The sequence below is a fragment of the Vreelandella alkaliphila genome, from assembly GCF_016107625.1.
Classification (GTDB): domain Bacteria; phylum Pseudomonadota; class Gammaproteobacteria; order Pseudomonadales; family Halomonadaceae; genus Vreelandella; species Vreelandella alkaliphila.
The window spans coordinates 211,775-233,170 of sequence record NZ_JABASV010000001.1 but is presented as its reverse complement, the minus strand read 5'-3'; the positions used below and the strand labels follow the sequence as shown (position 1 = coordinate 233,170).

Here is a 21,396-nt window from a genome sequence, read left to right as displayed (position 1 = left end):
GATGTTCATTGCTGTGAAGATGGCGCGCCTCCAGCATTTCACCAAACGGGTGAAATCGGCGCAGAAGGTCGCCACAGCGGTTAGCCCGCTTATGCGGTGTTTGCTAACCGAATGCTAGGTGCGACCGGCGTCTCCGACTCCATTGATGATGATATCCGCCTTGCGGATCCTTGTTTATTAATATGCATTGTCACGCGTATTAACGAGCAGAGTCAGAGACGCTTACGATGTTTTTTGCCGGAAAAACCGGCCTACCAAGGTGTGATTAATGACCTCGACTTCTGTCGCTTCGCCGAGCTTCGGCGATCTTGCTCTGTTGCCTGCCGTTCTCTCTGCTGTTGAAGCACAAGGCTACGAAATTCCCTCGCCGATCCAAGCGCAGACGATTCCTGCGTTGCTGGAAGGCCGCGATATGCTGGGCCAAGCACAAACCGGCACCGGCAAAACCGCTGCATTTGCATTGCCATTGTTATCGCGTTTAGAACTTACCCGTCGCGAGCCTCAAGTACTGGTTATGGCTCCGACCCGTGAACTTGCTCAGCAGGTTGCGGCTTCATTCAGTAAGTATGGCCAAAACCTCAAGGGTCTTGAAGTCGCTATCCTTTGTGGTGGCCAAGAATACCGTGAACAGTTAGGCGCGCTAAAGCGCGGTGCCCAGGTTATTGTTGGCACCCCTGGCCGTATTATCGACCACCTTGATCGCGGTAGTCTGAAACTCGACGGTCTTTCGGCACTCGTGCTGGATGAGGCTGACGAAATGCTGCGCATGGGCTTTATCGACGACGTAAAACGCGTGGTTGCCGATACCCCTAAAGATGCTCAGCGTGTGTTCTTCTCGGCAACGCTGCCGACTGAAATTGAACGCATTGTTAACCGCTATCTGGTTAATCCGGTAAAAGTCGCGATTGAGTCGCGCACGACGACCGGTGAAAACATTGAACAGCGTATTGTACGCGTCGATGGTGGCGCTAAGCTTGAAGCAGTGGCACGCATCCTTGAGGTTGAGCCGGTTGATGCCGCTATTGTCTTCGTGCGTACTCGTGCTGCTTGTACCACGCTGGTTGAACAGCTGACAGCCCGTGGCGTTAATGCCGCTGGCTTGTCTGGCGATCTAGACCAAAGCCTGCGTGAGCGCACCATTACACGTCTCAAGCGTGGCAAGGTTGATGTGCTGATTGCGACCGACGTCGCTGCTCGTGGTCTTGACGTTCCGCGTATTACGCACGTTATCAACTACGATCTGCCGCAAGACGCAGAAGCCTATACCCACCGTATCGGTCGTACCGGTCGTGCGGGCCGTAGCGGTATCGCGATTACGTTCGCTGGTTTCCGTGAAGGCCGTAAAGTGGGCTGGATGGAGCAGGCTACCGGTCAGAAAATGACTGAAATGCCGCTGCCAGACGAAGCCGCTATTCGCGCTCACCGTGATGACGTGTTCCATCATCGCGTTGTAGCAGCCCTGACCAAAGGTGCTGAAGAGCAGCGCGCACTGGTTGAGCGCCTGGTAGAAGAAGGCCATGATGCCGTTGAGCTAGCTTGTGCTTTTGCCGCGATGGCACGTGCTGACGAAGCGCCGATTGGACGCTTGCAAGCACCGCGTAAAGAGCGCACTACGCGTGATAGCGCGCCTGGTGGCAAGCCCGGTGGCCGTCGCGAGCGCTCAAGCGCACCTAGCGAAGGTATGATTCGTTACCGTGTTTCTGTTGGCCATAAAGATGGCGTTAAGCCTGGTCAACTGGTTGGTGCACTGGCGAACGAAGGTGGCATCGAAGGCGCCCGTATCGGTCGTATTGATATCCGCAACGCTTTCTCGGTAGTTGAACTACCCAGTGGCCTGCCTTCCACTATTCTGGCGAAAATGGCGCGAGCCCGCGTTGCTGGTCGCCCGTTAGAAATTAGTGAAGACAGTGCACCTGAGCGTGCTCCACGTCGTCGTCGTGATGACGGTGATGCACCCGTTCGTCGCCGCGAACGCGCTTAAGTTAATGTATAGCGCCATATTATAATGGTGCTTTAAAACGACGTTTAACGATCGTTCTATCCCCTTACGCCCTGCGGCTTAAGGGGATTTTTTTTGCCTGTTATTGCAGCTGGGAAGTTGAGCTACGTTAGTATGATGATGGTTCAGTAAAAGGAGGATGCATGGACGCACCGCTACATGACTGGAATTTAGCTCCAAAAGAGGCCGTAGCGCTGCAAACAGAGCTGGCGAAACGACTTGAATCCACTGATCGTATCGGTTCTGTGCACCACATTGCTGGGGTCGATATTGGGTTTGAAGCGGGTGGTGATATCACTCGGGCGGCGGTCGTCGTTTTAGCGTGGCAGCCTGACAGCACACAGCATTTGGCTGTGGTAGAGCAGGTGGTTCATCGTGAGCCAACGCGGATGCCTTATATTCCTGGTCTGCTCTCTTTTCGCGAGATCCCAGCCGCTCTGGAAGCATTCGCTAAGCTGACGATCACACCAGAGCTGGTAATGGTCGATGGGCAGGGGATTGCACATCCTCGGCGGCTTGGTGTCGCTGCCCACCTGGGGCTGTGGCTAAATTTACCGACGATCGGCATCGCTAAGTCCCGCTTAACGGGGCAGCATGCAGAGGTGGGAAACACGCGGGGGGATTGGGCGCCTCTAACATCAGGTAACGACGTTATTGGTGCCGTGCTACGCTCGCGGGAAAATGTGAAACCGGTGTTCGTGTCGCCAGGGCATCGATTATCCCTTGAAACATCGCTTGACTGGGTGGTGCGCTGTTTAGGACGCACTAAGTTACCAGAACCCACGCGATTAGCGGATCGGCTTGCATCAAGACGCGACCAAAAGCGGCTTACGTAAAGCGTAGGAAATGGCGCAGTAGGCTAGAGGCCGCTTGAGTGTCGGTGATCGCGTCAATGAGAGCGTCAGGATTTTCACCTTGGTCGCGCAATGCGGCTTTCTGGCGCTCGATATAAGCATGCATCACTGGTCGGGTGAACTCTGGGTGAAACTGCACGCTCCATTGGCGGGGGCCATAACGTAATGCTTGATGAGCATCGTGGTTGTTATGCGCCAACACCGTGGCATTGGGTGGCAACTGCATGACGGACTGGGCGTGGGTCAGGTGAGCCGAGAAGTGTGTGGGCAGTTTGCTAAACAGGGGGTCTTGATGGCCTGCTTGGGTAAGCCGAACATTGCGCGTTCCTGATTCTCTTCCAGCAGGGTGGTAATCGCTAATGCCCCCGAATGCTGACGCCATCAACTGGTGACCATAGCACACGCCAAGCATAGGGACGTTCTCGGCTAACGCTTGCTCAAGCCAAGGTTTTAGCGCCTCGCTCCACGGCTCCTGTTCGCTCACCATGCTGTGGGAACCCGTGAGCATAATGCCGGCGAATGAGGTGGGTGAAGGAGGAACACCTTGTTTGCGTGCATCCCAAACCTTGAGTGACAGATGTGTCGGCAGTGCCGTCGAAAGCTGATTGATAAAGAGTTGCTCGAAATCACCGTATTGGTCGACCACTTCAGGGAAGGCGTCACCGGTTTTGATAATGACTAAAGAGGTCATGGCGTTCTCGTTGTCCTGTCAGAGGTAAGGTTAGCGAAGAAAGGTTAGAGAGGAAAGGTTAGCCCAATCAGGGCATTGCCCTGTAAGGTGGTAGCCCTCACCATACACCTTTTTAGCTTTATATTAGGAGCCTAATATGCAACAGATAACGCGTGCTGGCGAGCCCATGGATGTGGCAGGGATGCTACCTGCTCCAGGTCAAACTGCTCCGCTGATGACGCTCACCAATGCCAATTTAGAAGATGTTACCCTCGATACTTATTCGGGCAAGCGCAAAGTGCTGAATATTATCCCCAGTGTGGATACGCCCACTTGTGCGGTGTCTACTCGACGGTTCAATGAACTGGCCTCGCAATTGGATAATACCGTTGTACTGGTCGTGTCTGCTGACCTGCCATTTGCAGCCAAGCGCTTTTGCGGTGCAGAAGGGTTAGATAACGTTGAAACCTTGTCTACCTTCCGCCATCGAGAGTTCCAAGAAGCTTGGGGTGTCGCATTGGCTAATAGTGCAATGGAAGGATTGTGCGCCCGTGCCGTGGTAGTGCTTGATGCAGACAACCGCGTGTTGCACAGTGAGCTGGTAGGCGAGCTGAAAAATGAGCCTGATTACGAGGCCGCGCTGGCAGCCTTAAAAGGCTAGCCAGAGGCGGTACGCAGGTTTCTAACCTGCACCTTGTTTCGCTGCCGCCACCAGTGCACTAATTAAACGCTGCTGGGGGCGGTTGAAAATAAGCCACTCGGGATGCCACTGCACGCCAATCAAAAAATCATGTTTTGTCGACTCAATTCCCTGGACTAGCCCGTCTCGGTCGCGGGCGACAATATTGATGCCGCCACCTGCTTGATTGACCGCCTGATGGTGCAGGCTATTCACGCGACACCATGTGACGCCTAATAGCTGATAAAGCTTGCTACCTCCGACAATATCTACTGTCTTACGCGGTAGCACAGTACGCCGTCGTTTCAGACCTTCATGGGTGGTGTAAATATCAGGGTCGAGGGTGCCACCTAAATGGACGTTGATTAGCTGCGCCCCCCGGCAAATTCCCAATACAGGAGTATTTTGCGGAATAAATCGGCCGAGTAGATTGAGCTCTAGTTCATCGCGGGCTGGGTCTAGCCGCACATCCAGCTGTACTTCGCCGCCGTAAAGATGTGCTTGAATATCATCGCCGCCACCAATAATTAGCCCGTCAAGGTGGGCAGGTAAGGGGCGTGAAGGGGACAAGCGAAGCGGTTGGCCGCCATGTCGCCATACGGCGAACCAGTCAAACCACCACGCTAGATGGCTTTTTTGATCAGAGGTTGTAATCCCAATAAGCGGTCGAGACATGCTGGCACGTTCTCACTAAGGCAGTGTGTTTAGGATGACTTCAATAGGCCAAGCAGCTTCGCTTTACAGCGTTTCCACCACGGTTGGCTGTGTTCAGCAATATACTCATCGCAGCGAGCACGCAGCACGTCACTGTTTGCGGCTAGCTTTTCTACCTCAACCCAGCGATTCCACTCCACAACTGACCCCCAACTGGGCTGAGAAAGTTGCGCATTGGGTAGCCGGTAATGAAACGTTGGGCGTGGTTTAGTGAGCTGGCTATGAAGCAGCTCATGGGGATGGTCAGGACGCAGGTGCGCAAACAGCGGCAGTAGGTCTAACTCTCGATTACGCGTTGGGTTGTAGTGCAGATAGTCATCGATAAACGTATCTAAATCAGGCTGATAACCAGAGTCCAGGACTTTTAGGGCGTACTCTTTATGAAATGGATTGGCGTGAGGCAGTACTTCACGGGTAATGTCGACTTTGATCTCATCGCGCAGCCAGCTGGCGAGCAGCAAGTACGCTTGCATCATGGCCAGAAGGTAACCAACGTCAAACCGTTCTACTTCAGGATTTAGATGCAAGCCAAATCCGTAGAGTAAACTGGCATCGGTGCCTTTCGCGCCTTTGTCACGCAGAGCACCAAATAACTGGTCTAGTTCCTCTAGCTCATTCCAGGGAATCGGCGGACAGACAATTTCAGTAGGCACTAAGCCCGTCACCATGTCGCCAATTAGTTCACGGGTTTTTTGATGGAACTCTATTCGCCGATGGCGCTGCTGGCGTGCCCATTCACTGTCGCTTTCATGGTGTTCTTCAAGTAACGTTTTATCAGGATGAGCATACTGAGTATCCAGCTCAATACCGAACTTGCCCCATCGAGTCGCTTCAACGAGTAGCCGATGGGGACTTACCACGTTAAGCTCACCCCCAAATAGCTCGCGTACCAGTTCAGCGGTATCATGCGGCGGAAGTCCGGCGAATTCGATTTCCACACCGACACGCCTTGTTTTTCCATCACTATTGGTACGGTTAGGAGGAGCTTGCAGCGTCATCTCGGTATCCTTGAGGTGAACGTTTAAGCCAACAGCCTATCACAGTCACGCATTAAGGCTGAGAGTATAAAGTTAAGTAAACGCTCACTAATCGGCGTGTTATGTCAGTTCATTTTCGGGAGTCAAGCGTGCGACAGCACTGGACAATCAATATCGTGTTAGGCGTTTTTTTGACGCTACTCATAGGTGTGATGACCTTCGCTCAGGCGCAGAGCGTTTCTCTGCCAAGCCTGGGGGGAGGCAGTGATGCATCAGAAGAGCAGAGTGTCAGTAGTGAACGCTTCCAAAGCTCGCTTAGCGATGTGATTGCAATGCTGGAGAATGAAGAGCAGCGTAGAGCGCTGCTCGACTCTCTGCGTGAATTGCAGCTTGCCACCGAGGCTAGCGAAGAGGACAAAATCGTTCATCAAGGCCTGCTGGGCGCATTAGCCGATACGCTGACCGATATTGGCGAGCAGGCTCAGGCTGGCGATTCGCCGGTTGATGAATGGTCACGACAGTTGGTTCAAGGGGCTGAGGATTTACGCGCATTAAATGATGGTGCTGACCAGGGGGAGGCGTTACGCGCAGTGGCTGAAGGCGCCGTCCTTGGTGTCATTTGGGGGACGCTGCTGGTCGTTATGATTGCGTTTGGGCGTTTGATCGCCACACGACGAGAATGGCCGCTTGATTTGCCTCGAGACCCGAAAGCATGGTTATTGGCGGTGCACTTTTTACGTCGCATGCTGCCTTGGGCACTGTCATTCGCGATTACGCTAGGGATTGGGCAGATATTACCTTACAGCCCAGGCCGAGCGGTTGTATTGGTTGTGGCTTACGTTTGTGTGTGTGGTCGCGCGTTGTCGGTGGTGATTGAAACGGTCATTGCGTTTTTCAGCCGCGGCCATCGTTTTACAGCGGTACAGGTGCTGCAACAAAAAGCCTTGCGTGGTCTGTTTGTCATTGGCGCATTAATCGCTTTGGGCGACGCGGTTAACTCTACCCGCTTGGTTGAGTTGCTGGGTAGTGAGCTTTCCAGCTTAGTGTCTGTGCTTGCGAATATGTTGGCTGCGCTGCTGTCGGCGCGCTTTATCTTTAAGTTTAAACGACCTGTTCGTCATTTGATCTGTAACCGCCCTTACAAGCAGCGCCGTGATGCGAGTGCCGCCGTTGAGATGGTCCGTGCGCTGGGCGGCCTCTGGCATATTCCTGCGCTGCTGATGGTGGGTGGCTCATTATTGGCGATCTTTATCACCGTGGGCGATGTGGGTACAGCGCTTGCGCGCTCGATTATCTCGGCAAGCTTATTAGTGTTGACGTTAGTGGTGACGGGCTTGTTGAGACGTCAGTCAGAGCGCTTGGGTAAACGCCGTCATCGCCGTCGTTACAGCCAATATCGTAAGCGTTTAGAGCGCTTCGGCTTTGTACTTGCCCACCTGTGCGCCTGGATGGTATTCGCTGAACTGTTTATGCAGGTTTGGGGCGGTTCGCTGTTTGGCCTTGGTCAGCAAGCGGTAGCCAGTGCCCGCATTGGTCAAGCATTGGTAAGTCTAGGGGCAACTATTCTGCTGGCTTGGCTGGTATGGATCTTTGCTGATACGGCTATTCAACGGGCGCTAACGTCACCCGCGCGTTCTCGCGGTAGGCGAGTGAATCAAGCCCGGGCGCAAACCATTACGCCGATGATTCGTAATGTTATTTTTGTGACGATTTTGATTATTGCGGTGATTGCCGGGTTAGCAAATCTTGGCGTTAATGTTACACCACTACTCGCGGGTGCGGGTGTCATCGGTCTGGCGATTGGTTTTGGTGCTCAAACGTTGGTGCAGGATTTAATCACCGGGATTTTTATTCTGATTGAAGACTCCCTGGCGGTGGATGACTTCGTTCAGATTAATGGTCATATGGGGACTGTTGAGGGCTTAACGCTACGTACTGTAAAGCTGCGTGATTTAGATGGGGTTGTCCATATCATTACCTTTAGCCGTATTGAGTCGATTCATAACATGTCGCGCCAATTCGGTATTGCGCTAATGCGGATTCGTATCCCTTATGCGATGAAAATCGATGATGCAATTACGCTGATGCAAGAGACAGCACAAGAGTTACGCAAAGACCCTATGATGCGTCACTATATTTGGTCACCTTTAGAAATGCAGGGTGTACAGGGCTTTGAAGATGGTTGCCCTATTTTGCGCATGCGTTTTCGCACAGCACCAGAAATGCAGTGGGACGTATCGCGTGCCTTTAACTTGCTATTGAAGCAACGCATGGAAGCGCAGGAAATCGATCTGGGCGTACCGCGTCTCAGTGTCAGCATGGAGGCGCGTTCAGAAAATCGTCGGCAAGATCGTATGCCCGATGAGACTGCGAGAGAAGAGCCTACGGGAAAAGAGCGCACCGGCACGGATTTCACGCTCGATGAGCCGGGTGACAAGAGCAGGGGAGGGAAGATCAGTGATGAAGACGGGGATAGCCCGCGAAAGCGGCCAGCGCCGCCAAAACCTGCTCCGCGCCCGACAGAAGCTGAAACCCGCCGAGATGAGCGCGAGCGGGCAGAGCCATCAACCTATGCTAAGCCCAAGGCCCAAGGCGAGCCCAAAGGCGAGACCTATGCTAGCACCAATGGTGAACAGGGCGACGAGTAGCCACGGGCCTTTGAAACGCCTCCAGCGGTTATAAAGCGATACCGCAAGACTAACGCGATCAATCAGCTCGTCATGGCGCGAAATAGCATGATCGGGTGGTAGGGAAAAGTCGTTGGCTACATCGCCTTGCCAATGAGCCGCGTGGGTGAGTCCAAGCCTTGCCCGCAGTTGTCCTATGTCGCTGACTGTTTTGTGGAGCTTGTTATAAGCGTCGCGATGTTCTGCAACACCAAGTACGGTTTCAGCATCCTGGCGCAACGCGCTGTTTGGGCAGCGGGCCACCGCGCTATTGATTTCTTGATCGCTCGCATCGGGTGTTAGTGTCAGTCGTTGATACAAATCGCGCATAATATTCGAGTCGATACTCACTGTCGGTTTGGGTGCTCTGCCCTTAATCGTTAACAGTTGGCTAATCAGGTATTTTGCATCAAATAATCGTAGGCACTTTTGATGCGCTGAAAGCGCGTTGATGCCAGTGCTATTTGATGTTCACTACCCGAATAGAAACGGTCAGGGTGGTGTAGCTGCGCCATGCGGCGATAGGCACGGCGGATATCGGCACGATTAGCCCCTGGTGTTAGTCCTAATACTGCCAGCGCCCGTGTGTTGCGATCGGGTGGTGAAGAGGGGCGCTCCCGCTGTTGGCGACGGGCTTCTTCCTGACGCTTCTGCTCTTGTTGCCAGCGCTGACGCTCTTGCTGTTGGGTCTGTTCCTGTCGTTTGCGGCGCTCTTGTTGTTTGTCCTGTTCCCGCTTGTTCTGTTCTTGCTTGGCCTGCTCCTGTTTTGCCTTCTCACGGTGTGCTTCTTCCTGTTGGCGTTGTTTATTCTGCTGCTTTTGTTGCTGTTGTTCTTTATTAGCACGCTGGCGCTCTTCGGCCTCTTTTGCTTTCTGCTCAGCCGCGTGTGCATCACGTGCCTTGCGCGCGTGATATTCTGGATCGTGCACCTGCCAATAAGCATCTCGACTGGGGTCCTCTGCTGATTGCAGTGGCTTGCCCGTTAACTCATGAAAGAGAGTGCTGAATGTGGCAGGTGTGACATTTAGCAAATCAGCGAGAAAGCCCAGAATGTAATGGTTATTCAGAGATAGCTCGCCATCGTCGGTGGCTACAGTGATCGCTTGGTAAAGTATGCTGAGACTGCGCTCATTGGAGCACTCTTTGCGCACAACTTCGGCCGCTAACTGAATAGCTTGAAGGTCTTGATTATGGGCAATGCTCATCACCGGCCCAAGTTCGTGTCCGTGACGAAATTGCGCGGTGACTTGAGCCAGTCGGCGTCGCCGCTGGCCTTCAGACACCTGCTGGCGATGTACAAGCACCCAGGCTAACAGTAGTAGTGTTGCCGTATCCACTTGGCTGCGGCTCTTTAGCAGCAACAGCTCAAAGGGTGAAAAACGGGCAATGGACATTCCCTGGCTCCAAGGCAAAGAGGTTAACCGCAGAAGTGCTTTAACGGCCATCCTGATAATGATTGGCCATGGTATATCATCGCGTTACGCAATGAAGTAGGAGATTCGTTAGGTGATCAATGTTGAGCGTAAAAATAGCTTCCAGCTGAGGCTCACTCGGCGGCTCAAGGAAGAAACGTCGCACACGCTCGATGTTTACCTATTTGTGCCCAAAGAGCTTGGGCTTAGCACCCATGTCATTTCAGAAGAGGCGTTTTATCACGGCGCGATCAGCGTTTCACGCACTTACTACAGTGATGAGTACCATTTACCGTTGGTCCATAGCCGTTTAGCGAGCCGTAATCAGTTAGGCAGTGATTCCTATCGATTAAGTTTAAGTTTGTATGCTTATCAATATGTTGGGGCGTTAGAGCGAACGACTCAGGCAATGCTGGCCAGCGCCCGAAAACTACGCCATGCCACTAGCGATCAGCGCCAGGAGAGCGGCGAGCTTCAAGAGCTTGCCGATGCGCTCCGTGACCAACTGTATGAAATGAGCGATTTGAGTGACGGCATTCTTAAACGGTTGCGGCGCAATTCGCCCACCGACGAGCGGCTCTATAAATACTTTGCCAACATCGATAATTACCTTTCCTGGTTTACCGAGCAGCAACTGCTGGCATTGGTAGCGCATATGCCTCGTGGCGGCGAGTTTAGTGAGATAAAGCGTCGCTTTATCATCGTCTGCCAGCGTGAGAGCGACTATCGAAAAGAGCAAGAGTATAACGCTGAACGGGTGATGGAAGACCCCACTCGGATGTCGAATAAAATGCGCTTGCTAAGGCGGCTTATAGAGCATCCCATTACGCTCAAACAGCGTGCTCTAGAGCTTGGGAGCGGCGAGCAGAAGGCAGTAAAAGCGTTGGCGACGGCAGTGGTAATGACCTTTGTATCGCTTGGTGTGCTCCACTTGCGAAGTGTGCTGGGCGATGTCACTGCGTTGTTTGTATTGGCGTTGGCGCTGCTTTATGCGATGCGGGAAGTGTTTAAAGACGACCTGCGTAACACGTTATGGCGCTGGCTTCGGCGTGGAAGGCCAAAGTGGCGGCGGCAATATATCGACCCCACGCGCAATCAATCGGTGGGCCGGCAGTTAGAGTGGTTCGACTATAAGCGCTATGCCGCACTAGATGCTGATATCCAACAAATGCGCCGCCGCACGGTCGCTCAGCGTGAAGAAGAAGTACTTCACTATCGTTCCAGCTCGCGTATGTCGCCTACCCGTTTTTTAAGCGGTTATGAGCATACCCGTGAAACGCTGCATATCGATCTTTCCATGCTGACGCGCTTAATGAGCAAAGAGAAGCACTTCATTTACCGTCTGAAGGAAGGGCAGGCCGTTAGAGAAAGTGTCGAGAGACGTCACCTGTTTAACTTGGTCATTCGTGAGACGGGTAGTGAGGACACAACCTACCTAGCTCGCTGGAAAGTGGTTGTGAGCCGTTCTGGCATTGTCGATGTCGAGAAAGTCGCTGAGGAAAGTGTAGAGAAAACCAGCAAATAAACTGCGTTGGATCAATAGACTGGCACTGAGACCGGGCCTGCATAGCGAAATCACCAGTAGCACACTAGTCTCAAAGGTGAGCAATATAATTTGCGACTGCGACCCTGTCGCCTGGAGGATACTGTGCAAGCTATCGACATTATGACACCCAACGTGGTGTGTGTAGGGCCCGACGCAAACGTGCGCGATATAGCGCAGTTGCTACTCGAAAACCGCATTAGTGCCGTACCGGTCGTCGATGATGAGCGTAGAGTGTTGGGTATCGTGAGTGAAGGCGATTTGATGCGTCGAGTGAAAGATGAAACGGATGATAACCGCTCTTGGTGGCTCTCGCTCTTCAGTGGCGGTAAAGACGCGGGGACATATATTAAATCCCATGGGCGTAAGGCGCATGAGGTAATGACCTCCAAGCCACTAACTGTCGAAGAAAATGCACCGCTGCATAGCATTGCTCGTTTGCTGGAGAAGCATCACATCAAGCGGGTGCCAGTGGTGCGAGACGGTAAGCTCGTCGGTATTGTCAGTCGCGCAAACCTACTTCAAGGGATTGCTAACGCGGTTGTAGCGCCCACTCAGTCGCCGGAGGATGATCGCTCTATCCGTGAAGCCATTCTTAAAGAGATCGACAATAACACCGGCGTACGAACCGAAAGCTTTAGTGTGATTGTCGATGGCGGAAACGTAGAGATTTGGGGGCTAGTAGAGTCTGAGGAACAGAAACAGGCAGTGACCGTAGCGGCTGAAAATACCCAGGGCGTCAAGCGTGTTGAAAATCACCTTGGCATGATGCCTCGTGGAGCGGGCTACTTCTAATACGCTGTGTTTCTTAACTAAACAGCCCGTTGCTTAGTGCAGCGGGCTTTTTTGTAGGCGCTAATGCGCACTCTTTTTACTCTTGTGAAGCGACTAAAGTTGTATTTGGGTAAACGTTTACTCTTTTCGAGTAAACGTTTACTTTAAGCCTCAGCTGTCATTTTTTAAGATGTTATATGTCGCAAGGAGAGTCTATGAGCATTAACGTGACCGTATGGGGAGAGAACGTCCACGAGCAGACCAATGACATCGTGGCGCGTATTTACCCTAAGGGTATGCACCAGTGCATCGCCGAAGGTTTAAACGAAGCAGAAGGTATCAATGCCGCTGCTGTCACATTACAAGATCCAGAGCAGGGTTTGAGCGAAGCAACGCTTGAAAGCACCGATGTGCTGCTATGGTGGGGCCATGCCGCCCATGGCGATGTGTTAGAGGAGACGGTTGATCGCGTTCAAAAACGCGTACTCCAGGGCATGGGTTTGATTGTGCTGCACTCGGGGCACTACTCGAAAATTTTTAAGCGCTTAATGGGAACTACGTGTTCACTCAAGTGGCGTGAAGCGGGCGAGCGGGAACGGCTGTGGGTAGTGAACCCAGGTCACCCGATTGTTCAGGGCCTGGGGGACTACATTGAGCTGCCCCATACCGAAATGTACGGCGAACCGTTTGCGGTGCCCAACCCCGATGAAGTGATCTTTATCAGTGCCTTTGAGGGAGGCGAGGTGTTCCGCTCCGGACTGACCTACAAACGCGGCAACGGCAAGATTTTCTACTTCCGCCCTGGCCATGAAACCTATCCGATTTATTACGATGCCCAGGTGAAAACCGTGTTGAAAAACGCCGTGAACTGGGCACGCCCGGAAGGTTCACGATGGATCGACAGTTGCCCTAATGTACCCGCTGACCAAGCGCCTAATCCGGTCGAGATTAAAGGCGAAAGCCTGCATAAACCCGGTGAGGAGGGCTTTAAATGATCCGTTTAGCGATAATTGGTGCAGGCAGCATGGCTGGCGAGCACGCCAAGCATTTTGGCCGTCTTGAAGGCATCGAAGTGGTGGCTGTGTGTGACCAAGACCTTGCCAAAGCTCAGGCGTTTGCCGAGCATCATGGCATTGCCGACGTTTATCAAGACCTGGATGCCATGCTGGCTCGGGATGATATTCACGCGGTAAGTAACGTCACCCCAGATGGTGTTCACAAAGCCACGTCGCTGGCCGCCATTGCCGCAGGTAAGCATATTTTGTGTGAAAAACCGCTGGCGACAAATGCACAAGATGCCCATGAAATGGCGGCCGCTGCTCAGGCCGCTAACGTGATCAACATGGTCAACCTAAGCTACCGCGATGCCCCGGCGATTCAACACGCGCGTGCACTGATTGCGGGAGGGGCGATTGGTCAAGTTCGTCATGTCGATGCCAGTTACCGACAAAGCTGGCTAGTGAGTAACGCCTGGGGGCGCTGGAATGAAGATAGCCAGTGGCTATGGCGGCTTTCTGAAGCCCACGGCAGCAAAGGCGTATTAGGCGATGTTGGTGTGCATATTGTCGACTTTGCCAGCTTCCCCGTTGGCGATATTACCCGAGTTAACTGCGAGTTAACCTGCTTTGAAAAAGCCCCAGACAATCGCATTGGTGAGTATGTGCTGGATGCCAATGATACGGCGCTGATGAGGGTGACATTTGCCAATGGTGCGAGGGGCACTATTCAGGCCACTCGCTGGGCAACAGGGCATCACAACTCGCTGGCGCTGAGCGTGCACGGCGATAAAGGCGCGATTCGTATTGACCTGGACGCCTCAAAAGATGACGTGCAGGTATGCCTCGATGATGATGTACATCCCGCTCGCTGGAGCACTGTGAAAGCACCGTCCACGCCGAGTATTTACCAGCGCTTCGTCGAGAGCATTCGCAGTGGGAATAACGATCAACCGGATTTTGCCCGCGGCGCGGCGATTCAAACCGTGCTCGATGCCTGTTTCGTATCAAGCCAGGAAGACCGCAGCCTAGCGATTGCCAGCTAGGTGGATGGCTCGACCCTTTAACTAGCTCCCTACCTACCAATAATAATAGAGGTGAATGCTATGCGTTATTACCTGCGCTCGTCAGCGGTACTGTTTGCCCTGCTGCCCGCAACGCTACCTGCCATGGCGGCTGAAATTACCATTGCCTGTGGCGATGGTGGGGCAGCAGATTTTTGCCCAACCCTGGCAGAACGGTGGGCCGATGCTAATGGTCACCAAGTGAATATCGTCACCACCCCGGCATCACCCACTGAGAAGTTGTCGCTTTATCAGCAACTATTAGGCAGCCAATCTCAAGATGTGGATGTGCTGATGGTGGATATTGTGTGGCCAGGGCTACTTGCCGACCATTTGGTTGACCTAAACGACTACCTGCCGGAAGGCGCGGCTGACGGCTTTATTCCCTCGCTGATGGATAACAATACCGTGCAGGGCAAGCTGGTGGCGTTGCCGTGGTTTACGGATGCAGGCTTGCTCTATTACCGGCAGGACTTGTTGGACAAATACGCTGCCGACGTACCAGCAACTTGGCAGGCGTTGACTGATACTGCGCGGCGTATCCAGCAGGCTGAGCGCGACGCAGGTAATGCGCGCATGCATGGGTTTGTGTTTCAGGGGCGAGCTTATGAGGGGCTGACCACGAATGCGTTGGAGTGGATAGCCAGCTACGGTGGCGGCACTTTTGTGGATGCCGATGGGCAAGTCACCATAGATAATCCCCAAGCCGTAGAGGCCATCACGCTAGCAGCCTCTTGGGTGGGTGATATTAGCCCTGAGGGTGTGCGCAATTACATGGAAGAAGAAGCACGTGGGGTGTTCCAGGCGGGTAATGCCGTGTTTATGCGCAACTGGCCTTATGTCTGGTCGTTGGGGCAGGCAGATGGCACGCCCATTCAAGGCAAGTTTGGCGTCGCGCCGTTACCCCGCGGGTCCGAAGGGCAGTCTGTCGCGACGCTTGGCGGCTGGAACTGGGCGGTTTCGCGCTATTCAGAGCACCCTGACATCGCCGCCGACCTAGTGGCTTATCTCGCCGCTGAAGAGCAACAGAAAGCTCACGCCATTGAGTTTGGTCGAAACCCGACGCGGCCTGTGCTCTATGAAAATGCCGAGGTGCTGGAAGCCCATCCGTTTATTGGCGAACTTTATGAAACCGTTATGAACGGTGTGCCACGTCCTGCGAGCGTTACTGGAGAAGCGTATCCGCGGGTGTCTAACGCCGTGTTCAACCGTGTGCATGACGCCCTATCCGGTGATATTTCCCCCGAACAAGCAATTCAGCAGCTCGATAGTGAGCTTGCCCGTATAGGTAGGCGTGGTTGGTAGCTGGATTTGCCGCAATGCTCAGCGATTTTCGGCACAATTTTTGGCACAATCATAGGCCGAATCGCTGAGGCATGGCATGAAACAGACCAAACAGAGCGCTCAAACGGCGACCATACGCGAAATAGCCCGGCGGGCCGATGTATCCATTGCTTCGGTCAGTCGGGCACTTAATGGTAAGCCAGGGCTAAGCGACGCGTTGCGGGAAAAAATTCTTACCATCAGCCGCGAGGTAGCGTACCAGCCCAGCGCAGCGGCCAGGCAACTGATTAGTGGCAAGGCCGCAGTGGTAGGAATTTCCCTGGGACGCCAGGATATAGAGCTGCGTCCCTACTATATTTTGCTGTATCAGCACTTAACTGTGGCACTGCACCAGCAGGGCATGGTGCCGATCTTTTTCCACCACGATCAAACTGCCGAGCTTCCAGAACGGGCGGGCGCGGCTATTCTACTGGGGGAAACCTCTGAGGATGCGCGCCCTACCTTGCTAGAAGGCGCTGGCGTGCCTTTTGTGCGCATTGGCAACCCAGGGCGAGGTTTTTCGGTCGCACCGGATGATGCTCAAGGGTTTTATGAAATGACGCACCACCTCATCGCGCAAGGGCGTCGACAGCTCGCCTTTGTTGGCGGTGAGTTGGAAATACCGCGTCCTCACAGCCGTTTAGAGGGGTACCGACGGGCGCTTGATGAGGCTGGACTCTGTGAGCAACTAATTAGCCTGCCACATCGATTCAGCTCAGACTCACTGACCAGCTATCGTTATTTAAATCGCGCGTTGGCGCAGATCACAACTGGCCAAACGCTGCCATTTGATGCGCTAGTATGCGCCACCGACGAGCTGGCGCTGGGCTGCGTCGCTGCGCTAGAAGACAGGGGAGTCGACGTGCCTCACCAAGTCGCAGTGACCGGCTTTGATGACCTGCCAACCCTTGCCACTGGGTTAACCACCATTCGCCAAGATATTGCAGCGATTGCGGCAATGAGTGTGGAGCTGTTGGGCGAAGCGCTAGCAAACAAAGCGCCCCGGCATGTATCGCTGCCGGTGACGCTGGTACTGCGGGAAACAGCCTGAACACTTAGCGCGGTGGCAGTTGCTCGGGGCCGAAGGCATCGGGCAGTAGTGTTTCCATAGTGTAGGTTTTCAGCACGCCGCCCTGGTGAGAAAGCACCATGATTTGCGTTTCTGGGGTGGCGAATTCACGGATGCGCTGGCGGCAGTCGCCACAGGGTGTGCACAGGTGCTCGCCTGGTCCCATCACGTACACCTTGGCAAGCTCACGCTGGCCAGCGGTGATCATGGCGGAAATCGCTGAGGCTTCCGCGCACAGCCCTTTGTAGTGCGCCACTTCTACGTTAGCGCCTGCAAACTGCTGGCCATCCGGGCACTCCATCACCGCGGCGACTGGGTGGTTGGAGTAGGGCGCATAAGCGTTGCCCAAAGTGGTCAGCAGCGTGTCAACCAGTGCCTGATCCGCTTGGCTCATGGCGTTATCCTCATCAATGGCTATTAGGCCTTAGCAGCGTCGTCACGCAATACGGTGTCTAGCGCAATCGTCATCATGTCGTTGAAGGTGGTCTGACGGTCGGCGCTGGAGAGCGACTCGCCTTTCAGGATATGGTCGGACACCGTGCAGATGGTTAGTGCGCGAGCACCAAACTCTGCTGCCACGCCGTAAAGGCCTGCCGCTTCCATTTCCACACCCACGATGCCGTAGCGCTTGAGCAGTTCAGCCATGTCGGTCTGCGGGTTGTAGAACAGATCCGCTGAGAAAATATTGCCGACTTTTACTGGCACATTCTGCGCCTTGGCGGCAGCAACGGCGTGGCTTGTAAGCTCAAAGTCAGCGATGGCCGAGAAGTCGTGGTCATTAAAGCGCATGCGGTTCACTTTGGAATCTGTGCAGGCACCCATGCCAATAACCACGTCACGTACGTTGACGTCGTCGCGCACCGCGCCGCAGGAACCTACACGAATAATCGACTTAACGCCGTAGTCGGTAATCAGCTCTTTGGCATAAATAGACACCGACGGAATGCCCATGCCGTGGCCCATGACCGAAATTTCGCGGCCCTTGTAAGTGCCGGTGTAGCCGAACATGCTGCGTACATCGTTGACCTGGCGAACATTTTCCAGGTAGGTATCGGCGATGTACTTGGCGCGCAGTGGGTCGCCGGGCATCAGAACGGTATCCGCGAAATCGCCCATTTCAGCATTGATATGTGGTGTTGCCATAAAACGCTCCTATTGATCGTTTTTTAATCAGATTAATTTGCTCAACGCTGCGGTTCAGGCAGCGTTGGGCAAAAAGCTCTTGCCGTCTTCCATCGCTTCAACGGCGAAGAAGGCGGCTAATGTCTGGCCGATATCGGCAAAAGTGTCGCGCTCGCCTAGCGGGCCGGGGGCAAACCCTGCGCCATGCACCATCACTGGCACATATTCGCGGGTGTGTTCGGTGCCTTCCCAGCTGGGGTCGCAACCGTGGTCGGCGGTGAGCAGTAACAGGTCATCATCGTTCAGTGCGGCAAGCAGTTCCGGCAGGCGAGCATCGAAATGCTCAAGCGCGGCGGCGTAGCCCGGCACGTCACGGCGGTGGCCGTAAACCGAATCAAAATCAACAAAGTTGGTCATGATCATGGTTGGGCGGTCGCTGGTTTCTTTCGTGGTGCGGGCTACTTCGGCGAGCGTGGCTTCCATCAGGGCGTCGTGGCCGCTGGCTTTGACCTTATGGGTAATGCCGCAATGCGCGTAAATATCTGCAATCTTGCCAATCGAGACCACTTCGCCACCTGCATCGGCCAGTTTCTGCAATACGGTGGGGCTGGGTGGCTCAACGCTGTAGTCGCGGCGGTTGCCGGTGCGGGCAAAACTGGCGCTGTCATCGCCGTTAAACGGGCGGGCAATCACACGGCCAATGTTGTAGGGCTCGAGAAGCTCGCGCACGGTTTCGCACAGCGCGTAGAGACGCTCTAAGCCAAAGTGCTCCTCGTGGGCGGCAATCTGAAACACCGAATCTGCCGAGGTATACACAATTGGCTTGCCGGTGGCTATGTGCTCTTCACCCAGGCGGGCGATGATCTCGGTGCCCGAAGCGTGGCAGTTGCCAATCACCCCAGTGAGGCCGGCTTCTTGCACGATGGCGTCGAGCAGTTCAAGGGGGAAACTGTTGGTTTTATCAAGAAAATAACCCCAGTCAAAACGCACCGGTACGCCAGCAATTTCCCAGTGGCCGGAGGGAGTGTCCTTGCCACTGGAGATCTCTTTGGCGTGGGCGTACGCACCTGTTAATTGAGCTGGCAAGTTAACGCCTTCGGCGACGCTTCCCGTTGCGTCGCGGTGGGCGTGGAACAGGCCTAGCGCCGCCATGTTGGGCAGTTTTAGGGGGCCTGAGCGCTCAGCGGTATCAGCATCACCGCGGGCGCAGGCGGCAGCGATGTGGCCCAGGGTGTCAGCACCCTGGTCGCCGAATTTGTCAGCATCGGGGGCGCTACCGATCCCAAACGAATCAAGGACTAATACAATCGCACGACGCATTAGGCTTCTCCTCGGAAGGTGTCTTGAAGCAGTGTGTCCGCTGCGGCAGGCTCTTCGCTAAGCGTCATGGCGGCACGCAACTGAGCAGCGGCACGCTTGGCCGCATCTTCACTGCGGGCGTGAACGATGGCTAACGGACGCTGGCTATCGACTCGGTCACCAATCTCGACAATATCGCTAAAACCAACGCTGTGATCGACGCTAGCATCGTTGCGCAGGCGGCCACCACCCAGCTCGACCACGCTCATACCGACGGCACGGGTGTCGATGCGCTGTACGATGCCACTCTGCTCGGGGTATACCGGCTGAATGACCGGTGCGGTGGCCAAGTAGCTATCCGAGCGTTCCATAAAGTCGGCGGGACCGCCCAGCTCGCGCACCATCCGGGCGAAGACTTCGGCTGCCGCACCCGAGGTGAGCGCTTTTTCCAGCTTAGTTAGGGCTTCTTCACGGTTGTTGACCAGTTTGCCAGCGATCAGCATTTCCACAGCCAGTTCGCGGGTGACCTGCATAACGCGACTGTTGGCACGTTCGCCGCGTAGCAGGGCTAGGGTCTCGACAATTTCGACTGCATTACCTGCGCAAGGGGCCAACGGCTGGCTCATGTCGGTGAGCAGAGCAGTGGTCGGCGTGCCGGCTTGGGTTGCCACGTTGGCGATGCTTTTGGCTAGCTCACGGGACTTTTCCGGCGTTGGCATAAAGGCGCCGCTGCCAACCTTAACGTCCATCACTAAGGCATCTAAACCAGAGGCCAGTTTTTTACCCAGAATAGAGGCGGTAATCAGTGGAATAGACTCCACGGTGGCGGTCACATCACGCACGCCGTAAATGCGTTTATCGGCGGGGGCCAGATTGCCAGTTTGGCCGATAATCGCTACACCGGTGGATTTCACCACACTGCTAAAGCGTTCCGGCGCTGGGTAGGGATCGTAACCGGGGATCGACTCCAGCTTGTCCAGTGTGCCGCCGGTGTGGCCAAGGCCACGGCCGGAAATCATCGGCACAAAGGCGCCGCAAGCGGCAACCCAGGGGCCGAGCACCAACGACACTAAATCACCAACGCCGCCGGTAGAGTGTTTATCGACAATTGGGCCGGGCAGGTTGAGGGAGTCCCACTGCATGACATGGCCCGAGTCGCGGGTAGCCGTTGTCAGGGCGACGACTTCTTCACGGCTCATGCCGTTTAAGAACACCGCCATGGTGAAGGCGCCAATCTGGGCGTCGCTGATGCGATCATCGGCAATGCCCTGCACGAAGGCTTTGATCTCTTCCGCGGGTAGCGGCTGACTATCGCGCTTCAGGCGAATCAGTTCCTGGGGCAGGAGAGCGTGATGAGAAGCGGTAGATGACATTTAGTAGCCTCCGTTAGTCGTGGCGAGCGGGGCGGTTTGTGGGGCGCCGCTTAGCGTATTCAATAAATTACCCAGCAGGCTGGAGGCACCAAACCGGAAGTGCTCAGGCGTTACCCACTGCGCGCCCATAATGTTCGTAGCAAGTGCTAGATACTCGGCGGCTTCTTCAGTGGTGCGCACGCCACCGGCGGCTTTAAACCCGACATCTTCACCGCTGGCTTTAATCGCGTTGAGCATGATCTCAGCGGCTTCCAGGGTGGCGTTTGTGTCGACCTTGCCTGTCGATGTTTTAATAAAGTCAGCGCCGCCTTCAATCGCCAGTTCACTGGCACGCTTGATAAGCGCGGGATCTTTGAGTTCGCCCGATTCAATGATGACTTTTAAGCGTGCTTGACCAGCGCAGGCGGCTTTACACATTTCGACCAGCTCTAGGCCGATTGCTTCATCGCCTGCCATCAATGCGCGGTAGGGGAAGACCACATCGACTTCATCGGCACCGGAAGCGACAGCGTCGCGGGTTTCACGGGCAGCGCCCATGATGTCGTCACCACCATCTGGGAAGTTGGTAACCGTGGCAATTTTAACGTGGTCATTGAGCTTGTGAGCGGTTAGTGCCCGCTGCGCGGTAACCACAAATTGCGGATAAACGCATACCGCTGCTGGGTTGCCAAAGGGTGTTTTAAGTTGCTGGCAGAGCGCTTCAATCGTGCTATCGGTGTCGCTGTCGTTCAGGCTCGTTAGATCCATGAGGGTGAGTGCTTGACGGGCAGCTTGGGTAAGTTGGGCTTGAGTGTGCTGAGAGGAGGCAGTCGCAGTCATGGAATTCTCGTAAATTAATAAAAGACAAAACGGACCCTGCGTGA

Annotated in this window: 20 protein-coding genes; 10 read left to right on the top strand and 10 right to left on the bottom strand. The window is 54.5% G+C overall.

What is annotated here, in order from left to right:
• Window positions 1–268 precede the first annotated feature (268 nt).
• Together JFC11_RS01060 and nfi are read left to right on the top strand one after the other, a co-directional pair.
• A complete protein-coding gene (locus JFC11_RS01060; protein WP_038482062.1) occupies window positions 269–1,981 on the top strand; it encodes a DEAD/DEAH box helicase in 1,713 nt (570 codons plus the stop codon).
• 161 nt (window positions 1,982–2,142) lie between these two features.
• Window positions 2,143–2,835, top strand: coding sequence for a deoxyribonuclease V (nfi, locus tag JFC11_RS01055; protein ID WP_198348505.1), 693 nt, complete (start codon window positions 2,143–2,145; stop codon window positions 2,833–2,835).
• On the opposite strand, the gene JFC11_RS01050 is transcribed toward nfi, so the two are convergent.
• Entirely contained in the window at window positions 2,828–3,544 is a 717-nt protein-coding gene (locus JFC11_RS01050) for a glutamine amidotransferase (RefSeq protein ID WP_038482067.1), read from the bottom strand. The genes nfi and JFC11_RS01050 overlap by 8 nt on opposite strands.
• A gap of 136 nt (window positions 3,545–3,680) precedes the next feature.
• Here JFC11_RS01050 and tpx point away from each other — a divergent pair, with 136 nt between their 5' ends.
• The gene (gene tpx, locus JFC11_RS01045) at window positions 3,681–4,184 is read left to right on the top strand and encodes a thiol peroxidase (RefSeq protein WP_038482070.1); all 504 of its coding nucleotides are present in this window, start codon (window positions 3,681–3,683) and stop codon (window positions 4,182–4,184) included.
• A gap of 21 nt (window positions 4,185–4,205) precedes the next feature.
• Here tpx and JFC11_RS01040 read toward each other — a convergent pair whose 3' ends face one another.
• Together JFC11_RS01040 and JFC11_RS01035 are read right to left on the bottom strand one after the other, a co-directional pair.
• Window positions 4,206–4,877 carry a gamma-glutamyl-gamma-aminobutyrate hydrolase family protein gene (locus tag JFC11_RS01040; protein WP_038482073.1) on the bottom strand — a complete coding sequence of 224 codons (672 nt, stop codon included), beginning with the start codon at window positions 4,875–4,877 and terminating at the stop codon, window positions 4,206–4,208.
• Between the two features lie 29 nt (window positions 4,878–4,906).
• Window positions 4,907–5,914, bottom strand: coding sequence for an amidoligase family protein (locus JFC11_RS01035; RefSeq protein ID WP_038482076.1), 1,008 nt, complete (start codon window positions 5,912–5,914; stop codon window positions 4,907–4,909).
• A gap of 128 nt (window positions 5,915–6,042) precedes the next feature.
• On the opposite strand from JFC11_RS01035, the gene JFC11_RS01030 reads away from it, so the two are divergent.
• Window positions 6,043–8,541, top strand: a complete 2,499-nt coding sequence (locus JFC11_RS01030; protein ID WP_038482079.1) for a mechanosensitive ion channel family protein — start codon at window positions 6,043–6,045, stop codon at window positions 8,539–8,541.
• Here JFC11_RS01030 and JFC11_RS01025 read toward each other — a convergent pair.
• Window positions 8,458–8,889, bottom strand: a complete 432-nt coding sequence (locus JFC11_RS01025; protein ID WP_038482082.1) for a hypothetical protein — start codon at window positions 8,887–8,889, stop codon at window positions 8,458–8,460. The two genes, JFC11_RS01030 and JFC11_RS01025, sit on opposite strands and share 84 nt — an antisense overlap.
• 65 nt (window positions 8,890–8,954) lie before the next feature.
• Complete coding sequence (locus JFC11_RS01020; RefSeq protein WP_198348504.1) at window positions 8,955–9,953, bottom strand: J domain-containing protein; 999 nt, start codon at window positions 9,951–9,953, stop codon at window positions 8,955–8,957.
• A gap of 112 nt (window positions 9,954–10,065) precedes the next feature.
• Between JFC11_RS01020 and JFC11_RS01015 the strand changes: the two genes are divergently transcribed.
• The 6 genes from JFC11_RS01015 (at window position 10,066) to JFC11_RS00990 (ending at window position 16,721) form a co-directional block, all read left to right on the top strand.
• A complete protein-coding gene (locus tag JFC11_RS01015) occupies window positions 10,066–11,496 on the top strand; it encodes a hypothetical protein (RefSeq protein ID WP_038482088.1) in 1,431 nt (476 codons plus the stop codon).
• A gap of 123 nt (window positions 11,497–11,619) precedes the next feature.
• Window positions 11,620–12,309 carry a CBS domain-containing protein gene (locus JFC11_RS01010; RefSeq protein WP_038482091.1) on the top strand — a complete coding sequence of 230 codons (690 nt, stop codon included), beginning with the start codon at window positions 11,620–11,622 and terminating at the stop codon, window positions 12,307–12,309.
• Between the two features lie 194 nt (window positions 12,310–12,503).
• Window positions 12,504–13,283 (top strand): ThuA domain-containing protein, encoded by a 780-nt coding sequence (locus tag JFC11_RS01005; protein WP_038482094.1) that lies wholly within the window; start codon window positions 12,504–12,506, stop codon window positions 13,281–13,283.
• Window positions 13,280–14,329 (top strand): Gfo/Idh/MocA family protein, encoded by a 1,050-nt coding sequence (locus tag JFC11_RS01000; protein ID WP_038482097.1) that lies wholly within the window; start codon window positions 13,280–13,282, stop codon window positions 14,327–14,329. Before JFC11_RS01005 ends, JFC11_RS01000 begins: the two co-directional genes overlap by 4 nt.
• Before the next feature lie 60 nt (window positions 14,330–14,389).
• Complete coding sequence (locus tag JFC11_RS00995) at window positions 14,390–15,652, top strand: ABC transporter substrate-binding protein (protein ID WP_120385586.1); 1,263 nt, start codon at window positions 14,390–14,392, stop codon at window positions 15,650–15,652.
• A gap of 76 nt (window positions 15,653–15,728) precedes the next feature.
• Window positions 15,729–16,721: a LacI family DNA-binding transcriptional regulator gene (locus JFC11_RS00990; protein ID WP_038482103.1), complete on the top strand. Its 993-nt coding sequence runs from the start codon at window positions 15,729–15,731 to the stop codon at window positions 16,719–16,721.
• Window positions 16,722–16,725: 4 nt separating this feature from the next.
• Here JFC11_RS00990 and cdd read toward each other — a convergent pair whose 3' ends face one another.
• The 5 genes from cdd to deoC are packed head-to-tail and all read right to left on the bottom strand — an operon-like array spanning window position 16,726 to window position 21,352.
• Complete coding sequence (gene cdd, locus JFC11_RS00985; protein WP_038482106.1) at window positions 16,726–17,133, bottom strand: cytidine deaminase; 408 nt, start codon at window positions 17,131–17,133, stop codon at window positions 16,726–16,728.
• Between the two features lie 23 nt (window positions 17,134–17,156).
• Window positions 17,157–17,882, bottom strand: coding sequence for a purine-nucleoside phosphorylase (gene deoD / locus JFC11_RS00980; RefSeq protein WP_038482109.1), 726 nt, complete (start codon window positions 17,880–17,882; stop codon window positions 17,157–17,159).
• A gap of 54 nt (window positions 17,883–17,936) precedes the next feature.
• Window positions 17,937–19,181: a phosphopentomutase gene (locus JFC11_RS00975; RefSeq protein WP_198348503.1), complete on the bottom strand. Its 1,245-nt coding sequence runs from the start codon at window positions 19,179–19,181 to the stop codon at window positions 17,937–17,939.
• Complete coding sequence (deoA, locus tag JFC11_RS00970) at window positions 19,181–20,533, bottom strand: thymidine phosphorylase (RefSeq protein WP_083001712.1); 1,353 nt, start codon at window positions 20,531–20,533, stop codon at window positions 19,181–19,183. Before deoA ends, JFC11_RS00975 begins: the two co-directional genes overlap by 1 nt.
• A complete protein-coding gene (deoC, locus tag JFC11_RS00965; RefSeq protein WP_198348502.1) occupies window positions 20,534–21,352 on the bottom strand; it encodes a deoxyribose-phosphate aldolase in 819 nt (272 codons plus the stop codon).
• Window positions 21,353–21,396 lie beyond the last annotated feature (44 nt).

Excerpts from the sequence above, each read along its gene's own strand:
- deoC (WP_198348502.1), bottom strand. The coding sequence starts at position 21,352 with ATGACTGCGACTGCCTCCTCTCAGCACACTCAAGCCCAACTTACCCAA.
- nfi (WP_198348505.1), top strand. The coding sequence starts at position 2,143 with ATGGACGCACCGCTACATGACTGGAATTTAGCTCCAAAAGAGGCCGTA.
- JFC11_RS00990 (WP_038482103.1), top strand. The coding sequence starts at position 15,729 with ATGAAACAGACCAAACAGAGCGCTCAAACGGCGACCATACGCGAAATA.
- JFC11_RS01000 (WP_038482097.1), top strand. The coding sequence starts at position 13,280 with ATGATCCGTTTAGCGATAATTGGTGCAGGCAGCATGGCTGGCGAGCAC.
- deoD (WP_038482109.1), bottom strand. The coding sequence starts at position 17,882 with ATGGCAACACCACATATCAATGCTGAAATGGGCGATTTCGCGGATACC.
- JFC11_RS01050 (WP_038482067.1), bottom strand. The coding sequence starts at position 3,544 with ATGACCTCTTTAGTCATTATCAAAACCGGTGACGCCTTCCCTGAAGTG.
- JFC11_RS01035 (WP_038482076.1), bottom strand. The coding sequence starts at position 5,914 with ATGACGCTGCAAGCTCCTCCTAACCGTACCAATAGTGATGGAAAAACA.
- JFC11_RS00975 (WP_198348503.1), bottom strand. The coding sequence starts at position 19,181 with ATGCGTCGTGCGATTGTATTAGTCCTTGATTCGTTTGGGATCGGTAGC.
- JFC11_RS01060 (WP_038482062.1), top strand. The coding sequence starts at position 269 with ATGACCTCGACTTCTGTCGCTTCGCCGAGCTTCGGCGATCTTGCTCTG.
- cdd (WP_038482106.1), bottom strand. The coding sequence starts at position 17,133 with ATGAGCCAAGCGGATCAGGCACTGGTTGACACGCTGCTGACCACTTTG.
- JFC11_RS01020 (WP_198348504.1), bottom strand. The coding sequence starts at position 9,953 with ATGTCCATTGCCCGTTTTTCACCCTTTGAGCTGTTGCTGCTAAAGAGC.
- JFC11_RS01005 (WP_038482094.1), top strand. The coding sequence starts at position 12,504 with ATGAGCATTAACGTGACCGTATGGGGAGAGAACGTCCACGAGCAGACC.
- tpx (WP_038482070.1), top strand. The coding sequence starts at position 3,681 with ATGCAACAGATAACGCGTGCTGGCGAGCCCATGGATGTGGCAGGGATG.
- JFC11_RS00995 (WP_120385586.1), top strand. The coding sequence starts at position 14,390 with ATGCGTTATTACCTGCGCTCGTCAGCGGTACTGTTTGCCCTGCTGCCC.
- deoA (WP_083001712.1), bottom strand. The coding sequence starts at position 20,533 with ATGTCATCTACCGCTTCTCATCACGCTCTCCTGCCCCAGGAACTGATT.
- JFC11_RS01040 (WP_038482073.1), bottom strand. The coding sequence starts at position 4,877 with ATGTCTCGACCGCTTATTGGGATTACAACCTCTGATCAAAAAAGCCAT.
- JFC11_RS01025 (WP_038482082.1), bottom strand. The coding sequence starts at position 8,889 with ATGCGCGATTTGTATCAACGACTGACACTAACACCCGATGCGAGCGAT.